General features: G+C 33.4%; 14 protein-coding genes. 4 read left to right on the top strand and 10 right to left on the bottom strand.

Annotated features, from left to right (window positions below):
- Positions 1–8: 8 nt before the first annotated feature.
- On the top strand, positions 9–785 hold the full coding sequence (locus tag PQF96_RS16430) for a TIGR03915 family putative DNA repair protein (RefSeq protein ID WP_271767423.1): 777 nt from the start codon (positions 9–11) through the stop codon (positions 783–785).
- A 165-nt stretch (positions 786–950) separates the two neighbouring features.
- The gene (locus tag PQF96_RS16425) at positions 951–1391 is read left to right on the top strand and encodes a hypothetical protein (protein WP_271767421.1); all 441 of its coding nucleotides are present in this window, start codon (positions 951–953) and stop codon (positions 1389–1391) included.
- A 62-nt stretch (positions 1392–1453) separates the two neighbouring features.
- On the opposite strand, the gene PQF96_RS16420 is transcribed toward PQF96_RS16425, so the two are convergent.
- Positions 1454–2029, bottom strand: a complete 576-nt coding sequence (locus tag PQF96_RS16420) for a nitroreductase family protein (protein WP_271767420.1) — start codon at positions 2027–2029, stop codon at positions 1454–1456.
- Positions 2030–2105: 76 nt separating this feature from the next.
- On the opposite strand from PQF96_RS16420, the gene PQF96_RS16415 reads away from it, so the two are divergent.
- Both PQF96_RS16415 and PQF96_RS16410 read left to right on the top strand, forming a co-directional pair.
- The gene (locus PQF96_RS16415; protein WP_271767419.1) at positions 2106–2831 is read left to right on the top strand and encodes a methyltransferase domain-containing protein; all 726 of its coding nucleotides are present in this window, start codon (positions 2106–2108) and stop codon (positions 2829–2831) included.
- The gene (locus PQF96_RS16410; protein WP_109435525.1) at positions 2812–3243 is read left to right on the top strand and encodes a hypothetical protein; all 432 of its coding nucleotides are present in this window, start codon (positions 2812–2814) and stop codon (positions 3241–3243) included. The genes PQF96_RS16415 and PQF96_RS16410 overlap by 20 nt, the downstream gene beginning before the upstream one ends.
- Before the next feature lie 6 nt (positions 3244–3249).
- On the opposite strand, the gene PQF96_RS16405 is transcribed toward PQF96_RS16410, so the two are convergent.
- The 9 genes from PQF96_RS16405 to PQF96_RS16365 all read right to left on the bottom strand — a co-directional run bounded on the left by PQF96_RS16405 (position 3250) and on the right by PQF96_RS16365 (position 21145).
- A complete protein-coding gene (locus PQF96_RS16405) occupies positions 3250–4374 on the bottom strand; it encodes a pentapeptide repeat-containing protein (protein ID WP_271767418.1) in 1125 nt (374 codons plus the stop codon).
- Between the two features lie 126 nt (positions 4375–4500).
- Entirely contained in the window at positions 4501–4722 is a 222-nt protein-coding gene (locus PQF96_RS16400; RefSeq protein ID WP_143918360.1) for a hypothetical protein, read from the bottom strand.
- A 233-nt stretch (positions 4723–4955) separates the two neighbouring features.
- On the bottom strand, positions 4956–7331 hold the full coding sequence (locus tag PQF96_RS16395) for a porin family protein (protein ID WP_271767417.1): 2376 nt from the start codon (positions 7329–7331) through the stop codon (positions 4956–4958).
- A 104-nt stretch (positions 7332–7435) separates the two neighbouring features.
- Positions 7436–7858, bottom strand: coding sequence for a hypothetical protein (locus tag PQF96_RS16390; RefSeq protein ID WP_271767415.1), 423 nt, complete (start codon positions 7856–7858; stop codon positions 7436–7438).
- Between the two features lie 4 nt (positions 7859–7862).
- Positions 7863–8675, bottom strand: a complete 813-nt coding sequence (locus PQF96_RS16385; RefSeq protein ID WP_271767414.1) for a regulatory protein RecX — start codon at positions 8673–8675, stop codon at positions 7863–7865.
- 23 nt (positions 8676–8698) lie between these two features.
- Positions 8699–14200 carry a fibronectin type III domain-containing protein gene (locus PQF96_RS16380; RefSeq protein ID WP_271767413.1) on the bottom strand — a complete coding sequence of 1834 codons (5502 nt, stop codon included), beginning with the start codon at positions 14198–14200 and terminating at the stop codon, positions 8699–8701.
- Between the two features lie 33 nt (positions 14201–14233).
- Positions 14234–15583, bottom strand: a complete 1350-nt coding sequence (locus PQF96_RS16375) for a PKD domain-containing protein (protein ID WP_271767412.1) — start codon at positions 15581–15583, stop codon at positions 14234–14236.
- Between the two features lie 39 nt (positions 15584–15622).
- A complete protein-coding gene (locus PQF96_RS16370; RefSeq protein ID WP_271767411.1) occupies positions 15623–19033 on the bottom strand; it encodes a T9SS type A sorting domain-containing protein in 3411 nt (1136 codons plus the stop codon).
- Positions 19034–19036: 3 nt separating this feature from the next.
- Positions 19037–21145, bottom strand: a complete 2109-nt coding sequence (locus PQF96_RS16365) for a fibronectin type III domain-containing protein (RefSeq protein ID WP_271767409.1) — start codon at positions 21143–21145, stop codon at positions 19037–19039.
- Positions 21146–21166: the final 21 nt, after the last annotated feature.

The following is a 21166-nucleotide window of genomic DNA, read 5'->3' as shown; positions in this document are numbered from 1 at the left end:
CTAGAATCATGAATCCTCAAACCATAATAATATATGATGGAAGTTTTGATGGATTCTTATGTTCTATTTTTATGATCTATGAACAAAAAATATCAGATGCTATTATTAGAAAGGAATCTGATACTAACAATCAATTATTTACCATAACAGAACATGTCATTACCGAAAAGCACAAAGCCAACAGGGTTTGGAAAGGTGTTAAACCAAAAACAACTCGTAAGGAACAACAAGATTTCTTCAAAGTTTTTCTAAGTGAAATCAAAGGTGTCGAGAATACATTATTAAATTATCTTAGAAATGTTTTTATAAAAAAGAAAGGGGGAAATATCGATTTTAGTAATACTGATATTTTAAAAATGAGCCAGGTCTCCAAAATGGTTGAGCGCGAAAAACATAGAATGGAAGCATTTGTTAGGTTTCAGCTAACTACTGATTCTATTTACACAGCAACCGTTGAACCCGATTTTAATGTGCTGCCTCTTATCATTTTTCATTTTAAAGATCGTTATGCTGATCAAAAATGGCTTATTTATGATCTTAAGCGAAGTTATGGTATTTATTATGATCTAAAAACAGTGCAAATAATAACTATTGATGATTTTTCAAGAAGAAATACAAAAATCTCACCCGAAAAATTAAGTAGTTCTGAACTAGAGTTTCAAATGCTTTGGACCACATATTTTAACCATGTCAATATAAAATCCCGTAAGAACAATAAATTACACAAACAGCATCTACCAAAGCGTTACTGGAAGTATTTAACCGAAAAAAACACAACATTATAATCTGTTAACATATAAATAATGTGATATAATTCTTCAATAGATAAGCTTATTTGAGGCATTTAGCCCCTAGCAGTGTGTATTTTTTACCCATCTTAAATTTCGAATAGACGAAATAAAGTATTATGTTTGGCGTTAAATAACCAAAATTAACTATATCTATTTATTATGAAAAAAATGTTTTTAGGAGCTTTAGCTCTAATGTTCTTAACAGTAATCTCTTGTAAAGAGGCTACAGACAAAGCAAAAGACGCAGCAGATAACGTAGAAGAAGTTGCAGAAGAAGCAACTGAGAAAGTAGAAGAAGCGGCTGAAGAAGTTGCAGAAGCTGTAGAAACCGCTGCTGATGGGGTTCCAAGTTTTAGTGACCCTGCTGTACAAGAGTATGTTAATGCATACGAAGAGTATATGGCTGAGTACAAGAAAATCGCTGAAAGTAAAGATATGACAGCTTTTGCTGGACTTTCTGCTAAAGGACAAGAACTTGCAACAAAAGCTCAGGATATTGCTGGAAAATTATCTGCAGAAGATGCTCAGAAATGGACAGACTATATGACAGCTAGTTCTCAAAAAATGGCTGATTATGCTAAAGCAATGACTCAGCAGTAGTCAATTTGAGATAATATAACGTCTTTATGATGTTTAAAACCACCTGCTTACAGGTGGTTTTTTTATTCTAGCCATTCTACTTTACTTTCAATCCGATCTCGTTTTGATTCACCTAAGTCTTCTGGATTATAATTTCCCAAGTAGAAAAAACCAAGGCATCGTTCCCCTTCTTCAAAATCAAAAAAACCATCCATATACTGTATTAATTTAGGGGTACTCCAATAACAACCTATCTGATGTGCCGCACAGGTGAGCCACATATTTTGTACTGCCATAGCCGTTGATGCAACCTCTTCCCACTCTGGTATACGTTCTTTTGGATCTCGCTGCATACAAATCGCTATAATCGCACTGGCCGCATTACAATTATTCATGATTTTCTTGTGTTTAAATGGCGAAAAATCATCGTTAGAAGTGATGTCAGTATAGGTATCAGACAAAAACACCCCTAATCGATTCTTGGCATCTCCTTGCAATATTTTAAACCTCCATGGCTGTGTAAGTTTATGTGTTGGTGCCCAATTGGCATTTTCTAATAAGGTTTCTATAAATGCCTTAGAAACGACTTTATCGTTGTATTGAGCTGGAAAAACAGATCGTCTACTTCGAATTATTTCATTTATATCTTCTTTGATCATATAATTTTACTTTTTTTGTAAAGTTATTATTATTCTAAGGACTAAAAATCGAGATCCTATTAATTAATATAATATTGTGAATCCAGAGGTTCGATTACATACGTCAGAACAGCTTGATAACCTGTCTCTGTCGGGAAAAGCGTTAAATACAACTTTACGTAGTCTAGGGGTAATCAATAGATTTCTGGGAAATCACCAACAATTGAATAAAGCCGTAGTACACTACACAAAAACATATCCCAGTACAAAAAAAATACATATTCTTGATTTAGGCTGTGGTGGCGGAGATTGCATTCTAAAGATTTCGAAAAAGCTAAAAAAAACAGGAATAGCTGCTTCATTTAAAGGGATTGACGGTAATCCAGAAAGTGTTGCTTACGCATTACAAAATAACCCAGATCCTCTATCTATTGATTATAGTACTGCAGATATCCTAAGCAAAAAGTTTATTATACCAGATTGTGATCTTTTAATCAGTAGTCATTTTATGTATCATTTTAAAAATGAAGATCTTATTGATTTTCTAAAAAAAATAAAGTCTAAAAAGGTGAAACATGTTATTTTTAGCGAACTATATCGAAGTAAAGTAGCATACTATATTTTTAAACATATAAGCAGCATACTTCCTATTTCTGATATGGCAAAAAAAGATGGTTTAATAGCTATTCAAAGAGCTTTCACTGTCAAGGAATTAAAGGAAATCATAGAAAATAGCGGTATAAAAAAATATTCGATTATTAAGAAACCTTTCTTTAGAATGATCGTCAAAATCCATACAAATAATGAAACAAATACTATCTAGACATATAAATACATTAAAAGAATCACCAAAAACACTAATTCTTGTTTATGTCATTACTTATTTTTTATGGGGATTGGGAATGAATCGTTTTGGAGCAGAAATGGAGATTGCACGATTTACATATTGGTGGCAAGTGATTACGTGTTACATTTTATATATGGTTCCTGTTTCTATTCTGCTAAAAAAATATAGCTTCTTTGAGCAATATGCTTATGGACTAGTCGCTATGGGAATATTAGAATTCTTAGGGTATTGGTTAAAAACGTCATATGTATATCCAGAGAATATGTTAGATAAACTATTTAATCCTCAAAACTTTAGTCTAGGGATGGCGTTATTTTTTGCTTTGTACTTTCCTGCAGGAAACTGGTTAGTTGATAAAATCCACCGATTAATCTTCACAAAAAAATAAATAATACTATTTTTTAGGAACAAGTATGAATTGTTGTTTCCCTTGTTTTTTCACTCTATATTTATCTTCTATATCATCAGCTCCTTCTAATCCCAGAGAATCTATATAAGATATCCAATCTTGCTTATCCACTATTGCATTATCAAGTACGACATCAGAAAGATTAGCGTCTATTAATTTTGCACCCCATAATATCGCTCCAGAAAAATCTGCTCCGGAAAGATCTGCCCCAGAAAGGTTTGCATTTGTTAAATCGGCACCTGCCAATTCTCCATTTCTTAAATTACAGTACATTAACCGGGCTCTTTTAAGATTTGCTTCAGATAAATTAACCTTACTCATATTTGCATTTCTGAGTTCGCTATTTCCCAAATCAGCAGCAGGCATATTCGCATTTTCTAGATTTGAGAAATTTAGTCTGGCATATTTTAGGAAAACTCCTCTTCCTAATGTTACTTCGTTTAAGTCACTATATTCAAAATCCCCGTCAACAAAGATATCTCCTAAAGATTGATTTCCTATATCACTATTTATTAAACTATATAGCAATTGTCCTCGCTCAGAACTTGTTTTTTTATTAGTTAACTTTCCATCTTCAATATATTGATAAGGTTTCATGGCTCTTGACAAACTTACAATTCTTGCTTCCAGAGTTTTACTAATATTATTTTTAGAATTAACACCTTTATATTTTAATTCTTCATTTAGATCTCCTAAAACGTTATCCATAACAAAAACCAAAGAGGACCTTCTATCAGCTTCTACCAAACTATTTTGGTTTTCGATAAATTTATTTTGATTCATCAGTAATTTTGTCTGAAAAACAAGAACAGCCGCTGGTATTACAGCAACCATAAATGCAAATAAGCCTATTCTTGTAATACGCCAAATCACACTCGACGACACATCAGATACGGTATCAACAGAAACCGTTTTATATTCCTTATATTCTGTTATAGCACTATTAATGCTTTTTTTCAATCTCCCTCCAAAAATTGGGGTGCTGGATTTTTTTAACAACCACCATCTAAACTTCCTTTTTTTCTGCTTCCCTTTATTAATTTTGTCCAGCTTATCCTGGAGTAATTGGTTTTCTTTCTTTAGCCTTTCAATATAATCTTGCTCGTTCACGGTGCTATGAATTTGGGTATTAAAAACGGTTAAGATATAAAAGTTATTATTACTTAGGAAAAAGAAAGCTCTTTTTAAGTCCTAAAAAATGTCTCGTTAGCGCAAAAAAATAATACAAAATACTTTCTATTTTACATATTTTGAGAGATCATCTGCTATATCTTCTACTATCGAAAACTCTTCTTCCTCTTCAATGAGATGAATAGTTTTAATGAGGAGTTGTATATATCCGGCTACATACTCTTTTTTCTTTGCATCACTTACATACTCCTTTCCTTCAATCACAATGAAAGTGATCAGATTGCGTATGATTAATTGTATTTCTCTACTATCTAAATTCTCTTTCATGACATTCATTTTTTAGATTATCTTATAAGGAATATCTAATGAAAGTAGAATTATAACTCTCTAAAAACGAAAAATATACATGCAAAAAAGATCAAACTTCGATTAAAAACATATTTCCTCGATTTGGGAAATAACTCATAAGTTCATATCTCTGTAGTCAATTTTATTGTACACAATAAAACATCAAAATCTTTTAAGATGTTACTTGCCTTTATCTTTTGATAAATAATCTATTAATCTTCAAGTACTTTATGAAACAAATCGGCTAATCTAATCTCTATAAATTTAATTATATGCTCTTCAGGTTTTTTGTTTTGGTACATTGAAAAAACTTTTGAAGCATTCTGTTTTTTAAATATTTTTATTTCACCTTCTGGGTTTTCAATATCTTCAGGTTTTAAATCCCATCGTAACAACGATTGTAAAAGTTCTTTATGAGATTCATAACGTTTTTCTAATACTTTTTGTCGTTCAAGATCTTCAGGATCTTTCTCTTTTGCACTATTAATTTTTCCGCTTAATACTGTAAACTCATCTCGTATTTGACGGTCAATTTCTTTGGCTTCTCTTACTAACTTAAGATAAGCTTCATATATCTTCTGGTTGTAGAACGCAGCAAAATCCAGATATTCATCTAAAGCCATAAGATATCTCAAAGCTATTTCTTTATAGACTCTTTTATCTTTTTCCTCTGTTTCTTTTAGTTGTTCGCCTAGTTGGCTTAGTTTCCCTTTTTTATCTTTAATAATATGTGCAAAACCTTCTTTTTCTGGCAATGTCAATAGTTCTGGCGTAATTTCTTTTGGTAATCCCTCATATCGATAGCTTCGATATTGAATTTTAATAGAATCATTTTCTTCTTTTGGCTTCCTAGTTCTCTTTTTAAAATTAAGTTTAGGTTTTTTTAAACCAAAAGCGTAATTATATCCAAAAGTAGCAGTAATCTCACTTAGATTATCAGTACTATTACTATTCCTAAACAATTGAATTGCATTGAGACTAAAATTATGTTTATCTTTTAAAACATAACTTATTGTACCTCTAAGATTTGTAATATTTGACTGCGATGCTTTACTCCTAGTGTTATTGTAACTTATAGAAAGCCTTGTGTTTAATGTTTTTTCAAAATATCGTTTCCCTACACTAATAGTCGGTCCCCAAGTTGTTGATTCCTCTCTACCAATAGTATTATAGGTTCCGTTTACCGATGTAGTTATATTAAGATTCCTTTCTGAAAAATCTATAGTATGTCCGATATTCATATTATGAAAAGTAGAAGCATCTCCTAGTCTTACAATACCACCTTGTTCATTAAATACATCATTTAAAGAATAGTTTGTAACCAGGTTTTGCCTTGCTGTTTTTTTGTTTGAAAGTATATAACTAACAGTAAGTGTAGCGGTTTGTGATAATTGTCTGTAATCTAAATCTTCAATTTGTTCATCCAAAAGATCACTATCATTAATCTCATCAAATTGATTTGGTTTAACATTAGTAAAGGTGCTAAAGTTTGAATAAGAACCCGTTATATTTAGTCTTTTTGACAAGGCTAAACTTGCATTTAGCGAGCCCACAGTACGATTTGTATTATTTGCCTTAAGCTTATCCAGATCATCTCTCTGATACCCGATATTAATGGCTAAGGCCAATTTATTTTTAAAAAAAGTATTTGCTGCATCTATAGTTATATTTTCAAAATCATTGTTAAAAAAATATGCTCCCAAGGTTTCATAACCAGGGTCAATACGCTCATACCCTACTCCAAGATTTACCGTTCCTATGGTATACCCTAAGCGGGTACGAACTGCATTATAGTATTCTGTAGAGGCTCGATTATTAAAAAATAACGCTATTGGAGAAAGTTCTGAAGCATCTACTTCCTCTGCCCGTGTATCTTTGGTAATCGCAGTTGTAGCATATTCTGCCTGAGCATTAAAATACTTCCCTAATTTTACTTCTCCTTCAAGACTAAGAACTAGGTTTTCTTGAGGCAATACTCCTTTTGTTTCTGGAATTACATTAAGTGAATTAATATCATCTTTTGCATAAAATCCAATAACCCCCAACGTATACCGTTCTTTTTTATAACTTGTTTTGATCCCGTATCCCATACGATTAAAAGCTGGAATAGTTCTGGCATCCTCATCATCCTCTGTAGCTTTGAGTAAGCGACCAGACATGGCACTAATTTTAAAAGCTCCCTTCGGAGTAAGATCTACACCTACTCCTGTAAACTGATGCCCACTAAGGGTATATGGTGAAAATGTCATATTTACATTACCAATATGCCCGGTTATCCATTTATATTTTGGGTGAAGGCTTAATCGATTAAAATTGAAAGGCAATTGATATCCCAAATTTTCTCCCTGGTTAGAAAAACTATACGAAATCGGCACAGAAAAACTATATATACTCACATTAAGCAGTCCTTGCAAAAAATAGGTATATGGCTCTCTACTATTATTTAAATTAGAATTGTAGTATACGCCACTTGCTGCGATCTGCCCACTAACCTTAAAAGGTTTAGCATTAGTAATGGCATCATAGTCCAACGATTGCGTGTAGGCAATAGAAGAGATCAGCATGAGTATGTATACTAGCTTTTGCAATAGGTTGTGAATTATAAGAGATTTTATTTTTTATATTTAGAAATTTCAGGTAAAAAAAATACAGTTGTAGGAATAGATTTATATATTTTAATTCTATGAATATTTTATTTATACTGATCTTCAAACTTTAAATAGTCCGAATATTTTTTTTGTCCATTTAATAGAGGTTTATAAAATCTATCTATACATTCGCATACATACATCATTTGAGTTTTATAATCATTTATATCCTTTTCTCTTCTACTAAATTCAGAAAAATGGTCCGATAATTCAATTTTATCGATTTTAAGAAAATCAACTAAAATATTAGGTTTGCAATACTCTCCTGTTAAACTATAAAACGAAAAAGAGACACTGATATGAGGAAATAAACTCAACATTGATATTTTTATACTCCAGTAATTATTCATATAAATTTTTTCAAATTCACTTTCTTTTTGAAGGACTTCAAAAAAATCATACTCATCCAAATAGATTCTAATTGTACTATTTAAATCTTTTTTAAAGTTTTTGTAATCTATGTTCAAAATATTAAAGTTTTATCATTAAACCATTTTCCTGGAGCGTATATCCTTTTCCTACCAAATACTGATATTCCATATTAGTAAAGGTTCTTATTTTGGATATTCCCTCGGCAATACATTTTTGTTTAAAAGGACTATCTGGCATATCAGCTACTAAGTTATACTTATGAATATCCAATCTTGGATCATGAATAAACCTAATATCCCCTCCATTTGCAATTATTTCATCTATATGTGGCTGATTAATTTCGTCCCAATATCTCCTATTCATAGCTGACACAGATAATTCTGTCCAATCATTAGACCTAGGTATACCTTGTAAAAGGAGAGTAATTTCATCCTCAGAGACTCCTTTCCGTATTAATTCAGTTCTTATCTGCATTGTTCCAATAGTTCCATTTCTTGGCCCCACTCTGCCCAAAATATTTAACTTTTTATTGGCTCTTATTATGATCGATCCCCCAAAATCAATAGCTCTACTAAAATCATTAAAACTTCTTACGGAGCTAGTAATTTTCCAAGCATCAATTAAATTAGGATTAGCATTTATTTTACGGATAAAATCTATTGGATCTATAACCTTCGCAAGGTCTGTAGAGAACTCAAAAAGTTCTGCATCATTAAGTCCTCTAGATGCGGCTAGTTCTCGTAATGTTTTAAATTCCGTAAAACCACCACTTCTTGTTACAAAATTTTTAAAAGCAGAAGTATGAGAATTATTTAAAATATGGGTTAGATCACCTAACCAACATCCTGTTCCTTGTGCAATACCTTGGTTGATGCTAAACATCAACAATAACAAGGCAATATATTTTTTCATTTTATTCCACATGATTATTCTTTTTAATTACACATTTTCCCAGTTAAATTACTGGTACTTCTTCTGTATGCTATCCAAGCCTTTATAAAATCTTCTCCTAGGCCATTCCATAATTCAGGAGTTGGAAAATCAAGTCTGAAAGCAGCATTTAAATCAGAAGGTATATAAGAAGGTAAAACAGAAGCTCCCTGAGCTCGATATAAATTACGTAATCTATTCTTTGATTCCTCTGTCATTCTAGAACCCACCGAGACTATATCATCATCTACTTGGGCTATGTGACCATTAAGTCTACTCAAATTTTCAGGACGCATAAATAACGTAGGGATTGACGTAGACAACGCTAGCATTTGTATTTTAAATTTTAGTTCTGGATTAATGGCATTATCATTAAGAGAAGTTAATACTATACCTACCCCACTACCGACAACATCGGTAATTACAAGACCTTTTGTAATCAAACGTCCTGCACTGTATAACATCCTAAGATGCGTTATACCAAGAGCAAAAAAACCAACTTCAGCAGCTAACCATGAAACCTTACCAGTCAAAATATCTCTATTGGCCTTACTAAGGATAAAGGCCTGAATCATAGGAACCATTAAAACATCACCTATCTCAAATTGTTGATCTTGAAATGTAAATCTTGACGCAACGCGCACCAATACCATTTGATTATACCGAATTGTTTTATTATAATAAATATTATCTTCTGATACACTTATGGCAAATTGGTTGTGAGCATCAGGATTGTCTGGGGTATTACTGTTTATTATTGAGCCAAACCTTTCCCATGAAAATATATCCGATTCTAATTGTAATAGTGTCGAAGAATTACTAAAAGCTGTGAAATACTCATTTGCACTCAATTGGAGTCCAACACTTCTACCAGAGCTTAAAATTTGCATGCTTAACCATAAAGCAAATTGATCAAAAGCTCCTCCTCGTAGGGTATTGTAGATTTTTTTGATACCTATAGTATTATCAATGACGTCTAACACATCAGTGTCTGTTGCTTCAAAGCTAGTCACTAGTTTTTTTAAACTGTTTTCGGCATATGTTAATACAAAACCATTTCTATTGTCATGAATAGTTTCGCATTTGAAGAAATTTTCTAAAACATCTAATCTAATTTGTTTATCCACTTCTTTTAAAGATGATACTTCTTCATCTAAGTTAATATGGCGTACTATACTTGCAATGTTATCACAATCCACCTCTGTTATATTTGCCCAAAAGTTATCATTTTGTCCTTCACCTGCATCTATATGTCTTTTCAACTCAGAAAGAAATGACTCTAAGTATTTGTCTGGATTTTCTTTGATTGATTGTCGTGTGATTCTTTCATCTCTTAAGTAACGTGACCACTTAAAATTTTCATATAATGCAACTTCATCAACATAAATATCATCATTCCTCCCTATGTCCATATTTCGAAGTATATACGTCTTTTTTTCTGGAGAAAACCATGAAAATGAAGTTCTTGGAGTTACTATTTCATACAAGAAGTCTCGATCAGGATAATTTTCATTAACTAAAGAAATACGATCCATTATCGTGAATCTTGCATACAATCCCCTATTTTTAAATCTTAACGTTGCAATTTCTACAAGAACTCTATAGCCCCTTAATAGCTCTCTTTCTAAGTTGTTGTCCTGTATCATCTCTATAAAAACAGAAATAATCCCAGGAACATTATCTGATTCCCCTTCGGCTACCAAAGATGTTAATATGGTTTGTAATGAAAAGGCATATGACCAAGATGTTGATCTATTTGTAAGACTGCTATATTTTTGCTGCACTATTTTATGAAATACGTTCCATTTCTCATTATCATTAGATAATTGTGAGGTAATAGTACCCAGACTCATTATAAAAATACTATTCCCTTCTTCATTAAAGCCAGAAAACGGAATATTTTGGGTTTGCTGTATAAGGTTTTCGAGCGTTTGGTAATTACCATTAATTACTAAACTTGAAGCATAAAAATCATCGCTTTTATCTTTTGGTATACACTCCATAAGTTTTACAATGGCTTTTTCTTGCTCTTCTTGTCCAGCAAAATTTTCTGGTAATATTAACTTTGCCGACAATCTTTTTATAGCATTGTAACCTACTTCCTTGAGTACACAAATACTTATACTATTAATTTTTGTTACAAGTTCAGGTATAGTTACAGAACTAGAATTACTCATTGTTTCAAAAGCTTCTATTTGGCGTCGTATTTCTTCTGTAATTACTAGACTTCTACAAGATTCGGTAGATTCACAACCAACTGGTCCTACATATTGTATATTGCTAGCATGTTCTCCTATTCCATTATTAAGGTCAAGTTTTTTTCGACCATTAGGAGCAAAGTCTTCTATGTAATTAAATGAGGTTAGATAAATTTCATTTTGATTACAATCTCCTTTATTCCAATACAATTGTAAAGAAGTTGCATCATTAGAAGCCCATACATCAACTCCTTCCAATGTTTTTCCTTCGTGTAGATATACTGATTGACTAGGGTTTAGGTTATTATAATACCACTCATACAATTTACCATCTTCTATGATTCCAAAAACTGCTCCATTTGGTTCTTTTATGTCATCAGACAAAACGACTTTACCACTTCCCGAATAAGTAAAAGGCATCCAATTGGGTGTTAAAGCAGAAAATAATGAAGCTCCATCTTCTCCATCCTGAAACAAATACAATCTAAACTCTGGATTATGAATTTGTGACCAATCGATATGTGATAATCGTTTACCATTACCATAATCCATCAACCAATCGGTTCCCGAAGTAGTGGTCCCTAATTTTTTAAACGGATGTTGCAACGCAAATGCACCATGACCTAATTCATGCGCCAACGTACCAGCCAGTGATGATTTACCTTCCTCTTTTTGAGAAAGGTTGCTAGAAAACACAAATCCGAATTGGCGTTTTAGTGGCATAAAGCCCGCCACACTAGGTCGACTAGGTCTAATGCCATCACCAAATACAAATACGTAATAGGATTTACGATTTGTAACACCACTTGATTTAAATTGATTAATGATATCTTTTTGATCACTTGTATAATTAGAAAGTGCTCCACTCTCTCCCACACCAATTTGACTCTTTGCTATGCTCATCTCTGGAGCAACAGATACATTAAAAGTAACGGATGCTTGTTTAAATATTTTATTGATTTGTGAACCTAATACATCACTATTTGGTAATGAAGCTCCATTAACCGGTATAATCGTTACGTTGACATCTTTATTAGCTAAATGCCATTGCGAAAACACTCCTGCTACAGTTTGCTTACTGGTTTTATTTTTTTTAGGCTGTATTGTAGCATATATATTTTCATGTTCAAAGGTGTAATACCCTTTTAATTTTAGTGTAATCTCATTTCCTGAGACGTCATAATCCACCTTTTCCCCATGTATTGTTTTTATAACCAAATCATGAACAGAAAGACTATTATCGGTTATTGTGACCTTCGCTCTTATTATATCTTTATCTCCGTTGCCTACCGATTTATTGATTATATTGTAAGGGTTACCTTCAGTATCTTTTATCTGCTTATAATATTTACCTAATTTGGTTTCTTGACCATTAGGAATTCTATCAAAACCATATGTATAATCTGTATATTCTAAAAACTCAACTTTAATCCCTTTTGCAGTAAGTTCTGTAACTTCACCATTACTATTAACTCCCGCAGTATTTTGTGAACGTATTGGACCTCCAGGAGCCATTTGCCCTCCTTCTCTAATATTTCCATCGGCATCAACATGAAATATATCTCTACTACCATCGGGATTAGTATCCATAATAGTAACATCATCTCCTCCCGGTTCTCTTCGTATTGCGCCGCTTATAGGATGAGTGATTTCGATAGTACCATCATCTGCAATACTTATATTATCGATAGTAATGTCGTAATCAAGGTTTATATTCCTTAAATCGTTATCTCCTTCAAATACATCTAGTATTTCATTAACAGAGGCCAGCCCTCCCCAATTTTTATCATAATCGGTCTCTACCATGCCATCAATCAATTGATAGTCTGTATTAATTTTAATATTCTCAAAACTTACTTTAATTTTAGTATCATTCAAATAAGGTACCACGATATATCCCCAACCAGAAAATGTTTTATCTTGAATTCCTGACGGAAGTGTTTCATCTATCGAATCATTATTCTCTTCACTGTCTTCATCGGGTTCTTCTGGAATGGTTGCTGTGTACACATCGTTACCTTGTGTTATTTCTTTGATCGTTACCGGAAAATCCCCTGCAGTAAACGTTTCATTAACAACCAATTGTTGTATAGATTCCTGATTGGTTATTAGAATCTCTGGTGTAATCCCACAATTGTATGTACTGTCATTGTCATCAATCGGTAAGGTGGTTGTAAATTCGTAAATCTGAGAATACGTATAAGGGCCATTCTCAATACATTGGCCTCCTACTCTAAACTCATAAGTAGTACCTGGCTTAAGGTTATAAATTGTTGTATATTCATTCTGGGTCCCTGCATTAAACCACATATTTCCTTCGCTAGAGTTCTTTTTCCCTGAAGCCGAAGATGTTTTTTTCCTGTATTGTATATCATATAATTTATGATCTACTCCTTGCCAATAAATTTTTTCTGTGGTGTTATTCTTTGCTTCTGCCAAAATAGATTCGGGCTCTGCACAACTCCCTGTATATGTAAAGTAGTAAATCTCGCTAAAACCATTATTTTTAAAAACAGAAGTCTCACTAATCCCATCACTAACCAAAGCCCTAACACGCCATCCGTACATTTTATCAGGTAGCAAAGGGGGTTCTGCAGGTCCGTATAATAATGTTGTCGCAAAAGTATTCGTTTGATAAAGCGGTCGTCCTGCTAAAAAAGCAGCCTGTGGATCCATTTGAGTATCCCATAATTCTGTTAACGTAAATTCATAAGAAACATTAGTAGCATTAAGATGACGAGGAGTCCACTGAAAAATGATATTTTGTGGTTCTCTTAGCAATACTTGTTCACCTCGACCAGGTAAATTTAAAAATGGAGGATCATTAAGTACTAAATATACCGGCACGCAACTTTTACGAGAGATTCGCCGATCAGAAAAGACATCATATACTTCAAAACAAAAATTATATAGCCCTTCTGGCAAAGGAGTATTATACTGCTGGGGACTTATACCCAGAAGGTTTTGCAAAGAAAAATAGGCTTGCAAATCAATATTGGTCAAACGTAAAGGTATACCTCCATCCAGGAAAATTGGATTAGCACCTGTTACAAAATCATTGCTTTGGATTGATAATCCTGCATTATTTTCTAAAAAAAACTTTAACCGAACTTGTACATTAGATTCTGTAATATCAGTAAATAATAAATTAAGTATTAATTTCTCTGAATCTGATGTTCCATATTCTGAAAGTTTCAAACTATATGGCGGTAAAACTTGAGGAGTAACTTGTACAGGAAAAACCTGAGCGTTCATCCAAACAGGAATAAAAAATAATATGATTAGAAATTGCTGTATGTATAGTTTCATCTGATTTTGCTTATTGTTTCATGAGTTCATAGGCTAAATGGATTCCTTTTGTACTTTTATATCTACAAGGAGATATGAGTTTTGTCCTTCCTGTACAAACTCCTTTATTTTAATTGCACCTTTTTTTCCTTCCTGAGTTTCAAAAAGAATAATTCGAGTTGTCATTGTGCTATCAAAGCTTTGCAATCCTCCCGGAGTCTCTTCAATCATTAAATTTTTCAAAAGGGTATCATCTTGCATCATATCAAACTGTTGTGCACTTAAGGAAGCTGCACAATTACACAATTCTTGTGAATTAATAAATATGGTATGCTTAGGGTTTTGCAGAGATGTAAAAGTAGTTTCAGACAATCCATTTGGACTTACAAACTTATTACGGGTAAAACTTTCATTTAACCCAAAAAACACTAAGTCAACATTTTTTCCAGTTTCGTTATTAATTTCATTACTAGTATATACACTACGATTTGAAATACTATAAAAACTCCCCAATACATTAGAAGTATGCGCTGTATTAATTCCTAGTTTAACATCTTCAAAAACTCTAAGGTTAGTATTTGCAAAGACCTCAATATTCTTTACAACTGTTTTAGTGTCTTTTCCATTAGATGTCTTTAATGTTATTGTTTGTACTCCTGGTTCGGTAAAAACTATTTCAGGGCTTTCAGCTTCAGAAAATATAGAGGAGGCTCCGGTAAAACTCCACTCAAAAGTAGTAGCACTTATCGAATTATTATCAAATTGAACACGAACTGGTATCTGATAATCATCATCTTCAAAAGCAGGTTGATATTCAAAATTTGAAGTTAAAAATGGAGCGACAGTAATTGTTTTTTGAAGATCAAGTGTTTCTCTTCCATTATCAATAACCAAAGTAACATTATGATTTCCAGGATCCACAAAAGTTACTTCTCCAGGATCTCTTTCAGAGGAATTTAAGGGAGTTCCTCCTTCAAAAGTCCATAAATACGTGCTTGCACCAGAAGACTGATTATCAAAAGTATAAATTGCCGGAGAAAAATTATCCACCAGGTTATTAAAATCGAAATCAATAAATACTGGATTATCTATTTTAATTTCAACTATTTTACTATCTCTGGAACCATCTTGATTGGTCCCTATAAGTTCAATTTTATAGGTTCCTTTTTCTTCATATCGTATAAGTCCAGGGTTACGATTTATAGATCTTGATGGTGATCCTCCTTCGAATTTCCACTCGTAATCTTCTGCTCCTTCGGTTCTGTTAAAAAAAACAACCTGAACCGGAATTGAAAAATCATTATTAAACACATCAAAATTAAAATCAACAACAACAGGTACTGCTTCTTCTTTGACACAGCCAAAAAAACAGAATATCACGATTATGTTTATTATTTTTTTCATTTTAATTTTATCTAAAACGATAGTATTATTAACAGCTACTTACTCTACTATTAATTTGCGAGTTTCTGATCCATTTGGTGTTTCTAATAGCATTAAATATACTCCTGAAGATATAGAAAGAGAGTACTCTAGTAAAAGCTCTTGACTATTTTTTTCTTCACGCTTATTTATAGTTGCACCTGATACCAGATCTATGATTTTTAACGTGATATTTGAAGCTTCTTTTAAGCTAATTTTTGTTTTAAAAATTCCTTTGCTAGGGTTTGGGTATAAAATAAATTCTTCGATAAAATTTCTTGGAATATTGTCTAATTGAGGGGCTTCGATTGCAGGTTGTACCAAAATAGTTTTCTCAAAACTCTCGTAACAATCTCCTTGATACGACACCAAATTAATATCATAGGCTCCTTCTTTTTCGAACCTTACGATTAACTCTTCATCACTTTTTGAAACTACTTCTACTCCTTCTGGAATATTCCATTCTACTACCTCTCCGATAGGGTTACTCACATTGATAAGAATTACGTCTTCATTAGAATAGGCTTGTGTAGTAATGTAGAAATTAGAGTCTATTGGTCTATCAAAAGATTCTACTATAACTTCGCCGATCCCTACACATCCTTGCCCTGTTGTTATCATAGCCACATATGTACCTGTTTCAGTAAGTGTCACACTAGACTCAGAACTAGCAAAACCATTTGTACTAGTCCAAGAATAGATTGCCTCTGGATCATCAATCGTAATATCAAGCGCTAAAGATTGTTCTCCACATAGAGAGCGTTTTTCTTCAATATTTACTACTATTGGATCGGGATTAATTAGTGTTTCCTCGTAAAAGGCCTTACATCCACTTGCATCTGTTATTTCAACTCTATAAGTTCCTGCCGGTATTCCTCGAATATCGCTCGAAACAGAACCTGTGTTCCATAAATAAGTATACGGAGGTACACCCCCGTTAACACTTATACCGATTTGGCCGTCACTTCCCTCAAAGCATGTAGGAGAAACCACAGATATAGGTTCTATTTCTATATTATTAGATTGTTCAACCACTACATTACCTTCTATCTGACAACCTTTGGCATCGGTAATAAAAACAAGATAAGTCCCTGCAATAAGATCAGATATGGCCATAGTAGTATTACCATTACTCCACTCATAAGTATAAGGTTCAACACCTCCTGTTACAGTTACCGTCAAAGCTCCATCATCTCCATTAGCACAAGTAACATCTGTTTTTGTAAAGTCCAGTGCTAGTACTTCAGGTTGTGGCAAGTATTCTACAACGTCTTCAGCTTGTACCAAACTATAGCTACGAGAACCATCAGCTTCAATTATAGCGATATAACTTCCCAGCACAATACCATTCTTATCGGTCACATTTAAAGAATAATTGGTTGCAGTATCCAAAAAGTCAATGCGATTATTATTTATAGGAATTTCTATCCAACTTCTATCACCTTGTTGTATTTTCCAATCGTAAAAATATGGTACTAGATCACCATTACTGTTTGCAGGAACAGGTACACTATAATCTGGGTTTTCAATATCAAAAGGCACACCACCAGTAACTGTGGCAACCAATACTCCGTCCTGAAATTGATCAGCAACTCCATCAAAATTAGTATCTATATTATCGCTGTAGGTATTTGCTGCATTACAGGAAATAGGGAATACCTCTATACTTATTTCTATGGGCAATGGTTGTATTAGCGTAATTGATTCACTGACCATAGTACACCCTTCTTTATTAGTTGCTCCACTATAATTAGCATCTCTTGCAGTGATCGTATATTGTCCACCTCCAACACTATGTAAAGTAACTAAGTATCCCTGACCAGCATTATAGATAGCAGAAGTAGTATTAATTATATTGTCATTTTCATCTCTCCATTCAAATTCATAAGAATCACCATCAATTAGTGTACCCCCTGTAATCGTCGCCAAAATTCTTCCATCTTCAAAACCATATGCTTGTGGAGGGTTTAAAATTTCTGTTGTTATAAATAAAGGAGCATCTGGTTGAGTAATATTTACTCGTTCTATAATTTCTTCTCCTAATGCTATTTCTCCATCTACCAATGTTTGTTCTTTGGCAACACATTCATTACCATCTCTTATCTTAAGGTAGTAAGTATCAGGAAACAAATCTCGAATCGTATGCGTATTGCCTGAAGAAAAAGGCATCCATTCATTTTCATCCCACGTTTCATTTTCCTTTCTCATTAAATATTCATAATTCCCGTCTCCACCCGCTGCGTTTATCTCAATGGTTCCATCTTGTCCTCCAAAACAATATACATTTACTGCATTATCTCTTGGTTCCTCAACAAATGATACCGGTGCAGGTCTACCAATTATAAAGGCAGCAGAATGATTTGCTTCTCCTGTATAATATGGTTCACCATCATATGTACCAATAGCCTCAATTAAAAAATCGGTATTGCTAGGTGGGAGATTCCTTATCGTTAAGGTATTTCCCACATCCAAAGTCGTGATGTTATTGGCGTTTGCCACAACATCTCCATCAGGATCGGATCTATCAGATATACTAAATCCAAAAAGATCTCCGCCTATAAGTGGCCTATCAAATGTTATTGTTATTTCACCATCTGTTGCATCAAAACAACTTACTGGTGTTGTGGATACATCAATGATTTTGGGAGCAGATTTTCTTATTCTGTAGCTTACTACTTCATACCCTTCTGGACCATCATAATCGCATGCAGCAATTCTAAACAATATATCTCTTCCTATAACAGATTCATCGAATATATCTTCTAGTCTAATATTCAATAACGGATCAAATGACGCGCCAGGAACTTCCTGCCAAACAAGCGGGGTGCTTCCATTTAAAAAACTATATTGCCAATTGTAGGCATCATTTCTAAAACCTCCATCTCCCTGTACCTGAAAAGCATCTTCATACCCAACAATATCTGAAGGCGATGTTCTTTGCACTCGTGGTAATGGAGTAACTTCGTAATTGAAACGAAGTCGTTGTCGTACTTCGTTACTTCCATTAAAAACATTACTATCACTTTGTCTTTCATCAAATGAACCTTGATTGCATGGATAATTTGGAAGATTTATACGATATGTTCCCCGAGCTCTTCCTCCAAAAGATCCTCCTGCACAGAAATCTCCAAAAATACCACCACTTACCTGATCCTTACCGTAGATATAAACATCTATATGAGTTACATCTCCATTTACAATAAGCTCACGATCAGCACGTGGACCATCCGGTCTATTTCTATATCTAATAAATCGTTCAGAACCTCCTCCTCTAAAGTAAGCCGTCATTCTTATTTCATCATCACATCTACCATCATCAAAATCTGCAGTATAGTTATAGTTGGTAATCTGAATACTGGTTTGCTGTGCAAAGAGTATACATGAGAATAGTAAAAAAAGAAACGTTAATAAATTTTTGCTATTAGTTTTCATAATCTAAAATTCTATTTCTTTGGTTTGTATAACAGAATGACTTCCGCTATCAGTCATTGCTTGTAAATAATACACATAGATCGTATTAGGAGATACAGATCTATCTTCTAATGAATCCATTGATCCTGATATTTGTTTCCATAACACAGGTTTTTCTTCTTTAATAGCTTTATAGATTAAAATTTCGGTTACCTTTGACGGCATTTTTCTCCAATTCAGATCTATTTTCTGATGTTCTCTATCAGCTATTGCTGTGAATCCTTTTACTAAATTTTCATCAGGAGTGGCTTTTTTATACACAATAGTAATAGGTGTTGATGGCTCAGACCTGAGCTTACTATTATCTTCAGCAAAAATTGCATATCTATATTTTGTATTTGATTCGATCGTATTATCAGTAAAAGTTGTTCCTGCCTCAGTTTCAAATAACAAATGCCATCCTTTATCTGGTTCTTGTACATTTTGCCTATATAGCTGATGATATTTGACATCAGTACTGGTACTCATGATCCATTCTAGAAATACGCCTTCGTCGCTTACGTTATAGTTAGAAAATGTTGGAGAAGAAGGTGGCACTACATCTGGTTTCTTCAGTTCTATTTTTTCAGAATATTCAGACATATTAAATCGCTGATCTACTGCTACTATTTGATAAAAAACATTCTTGTTTAACGATTTAATCTGTACTGTATCCCGAAAAACATTCTTGTTTATTGGAGAAATTGTTACTTGTGACACCTCTTCCTTTGCTAAATTCCCTCTAAATACACGGTAACCTAGCATGTCTTTTTCTGTATTTGCATCCCATTTTAGAGTCACGATACCTAATGTATCTATGGTTCCTGTTAAGCCTAAAGGCGCTGCTGGTGGAGTTTCATCAATAGTTTGTACAAAAGCCGATAGTGATTCTTTTTTCTGATTATTTTTTCCTATTGCAGTAATTGTAAAGTAATTTGAAGCCGCAAGTTTCTGATATCTTGTTTTTCGAGAACTAGGTAAAAGACCCTTACTCACAACTGTATAAGGGCCTTTTTTCTGCATTGACCAATTCAATTCAAATCCTAATATTTCATTTTCGGCTTCTTTTAAAAACTCCCATTCTATCAGTACAGCTCCAGAATCCTCTAATGTATATTTTAAAATATGAGGTGTGGCGGTTAGTTTTTTAATACCTTTTGCTGAAACGACTTTTGAAGGCAAACTCTCTTCTCCAAAAGGGGAAATACCTTTCACCCTATAATAATATTCTTTATTGTTTTGGGACAGGGTATCTATATATTGCATCCGTTGCTTAGCCGCATCAGGTTTATCGTTTAAGTTGACTAAAGGGAGGTCTCCCAACTTTTTAAAATCATTACCATTTTCTGATCTTTCTAAATAATAGGTAGTGAAAATCGATTTAAACATTCCATAATCCCAGGTTAGTAGAACTATTTTATCATCAGGTACAGCGATAAGATCAATTGGAGCAGGTAGAGGTTCTGGTTGTTGAGATTTTATGACTATTGACCCTGGAATCACTTTTAGCAATTCTTCGGGAATAGCTGTAGTTATTTTATAAACATATTCTTCTCCAGGAACGATAGTAGTGTCTTCATACCCTAAAGCAGCCATTTTTGCAGCTTCAAAATTCATATCTGCTGCAAAAACCGCAAATGAAAATCGCTGCTCGACTTCTCTTGATTTATTTACAATTTGTGCCAATGCACCTTCTTCTTCCATATCTTCTACTTCAAAACCTTCTCCAAATAAAGCTTGTGCTAATATTGCAGCATAATCATCACCACTGGCTATATACTCCCACCGTTCGAGCCCCATTGGAACTATTGGGGTAGTTGTCAGTACTTTCTTTTCTGGTGGAGAAACTAATTTTCCATCGCGTGATATAGTAAAACGTTGAATTTGGTATCCGTATTTATTTGATTTTAGCCATGATGAAGGTGTAGTAGGCGCCCATCTTAAAAGAATTTTACTTCCTTGAACTCTTGCTATTACCTGTATGCTCGGATCTTCGGTTGTTCTTTGGGAAAAACCCTGAAATGAAACAGCAAAATAGACAAGTACCCATAAGCACGTTTGTAATATTGTATGTCGAGTTTTTTCAATTATCATCAAAACAAGATTTTTAAATTG

This window comes from Aquimarina algiphila, from assembly GCF_947494415.1.
In the GTDB taxonomy this organism is placed as follows: Bacteria; Bacteroidota; Bacteroidia; order Flavobacteriales; family Flavobacteriaceae; genus Aquimarina; species Aquimarina algiphila.
The sequence above is the reverse complement of the archived record's forward strand: the minus strand, read 5'-3'. Positions and strand labels throughout refer to the sequence as shown.

What these genes read in the sequence shown, in the direction of transcription:
- PQF96_RS16380 (WP_271767413.1), bottom strand. Translation starts at nt 14,200, where the DNA reads ATGAAACTATACATACAGCAATTTCTAATCATATTATTTTTTATTCCT.
- PQF96_RS16400 (WP_143918360.1), bottom strand. Translation starts at nt 4,722, where the DNA reads ATGAAAGAGAATTTAGATAGTAGAGAAATACAATTAATCATACGCAAT.
- PQF96_RS16365 (WP_271767409.1), bottom strand. Translation starts at nt 21,145, where the DNA reads ATGATAATTGAAAAAACTCGACATACAATATTACAAACGTGCTTATGG.
- PQF96_RS16425 (WP_271767421.1), top strand. Translation starts at nt 951, where the DNA reads ATGAAAAAAATGTTTTTAGGAGCTTTAGCTCTAATGTTCTTAACAGTA.
- PQF96_RS16410 (WP_109435525.1), top strand. Translation starts at nt 2,812, where the DNA reads ATGAAACAAATACTATCTAGACATATAAATACATTAAAAGAATCACCA.
- PQF96_RS16420 (WP_271767420.1), bottom strand. Translation starts at nt 2,029, where the DNA reads ATGATCAAAGAAGATATAAATGAAATAATTCGAAGTAGACGATCTGTT.
- PQF96_RS16375 (WP_271767412.1), bottom strand. Translation starts at nt 15,583, where the DNA reads ATGAAAAAAATAATAAACATAATCGTGATATTCTGTTTTTTTGGCTGT.
- PQF96_RS16430 (WP_271767423.1), top strand. Translation starts at nt 9, where the DNA reads ATGAATCCTCAAACCATAATAATATATGATGGAAGTTTTGATGGATTC.
- PQF96_RS16370 (WP_271767411.1), bottom strand. Translation starts at nt 19,033, where the DNA reads ATGAAAACTAATAGCAAAAATTTATTAACGTTTCTTTTTTTACTATTC.
- PQF96_RS16385 (WP_271767414.1), bottom strand. Translation starts at nt 8,675, where the DNA reads ATGAAAAAATATATTGCCTTGTTATTGTTGATGTTTAGCATCAACCAA.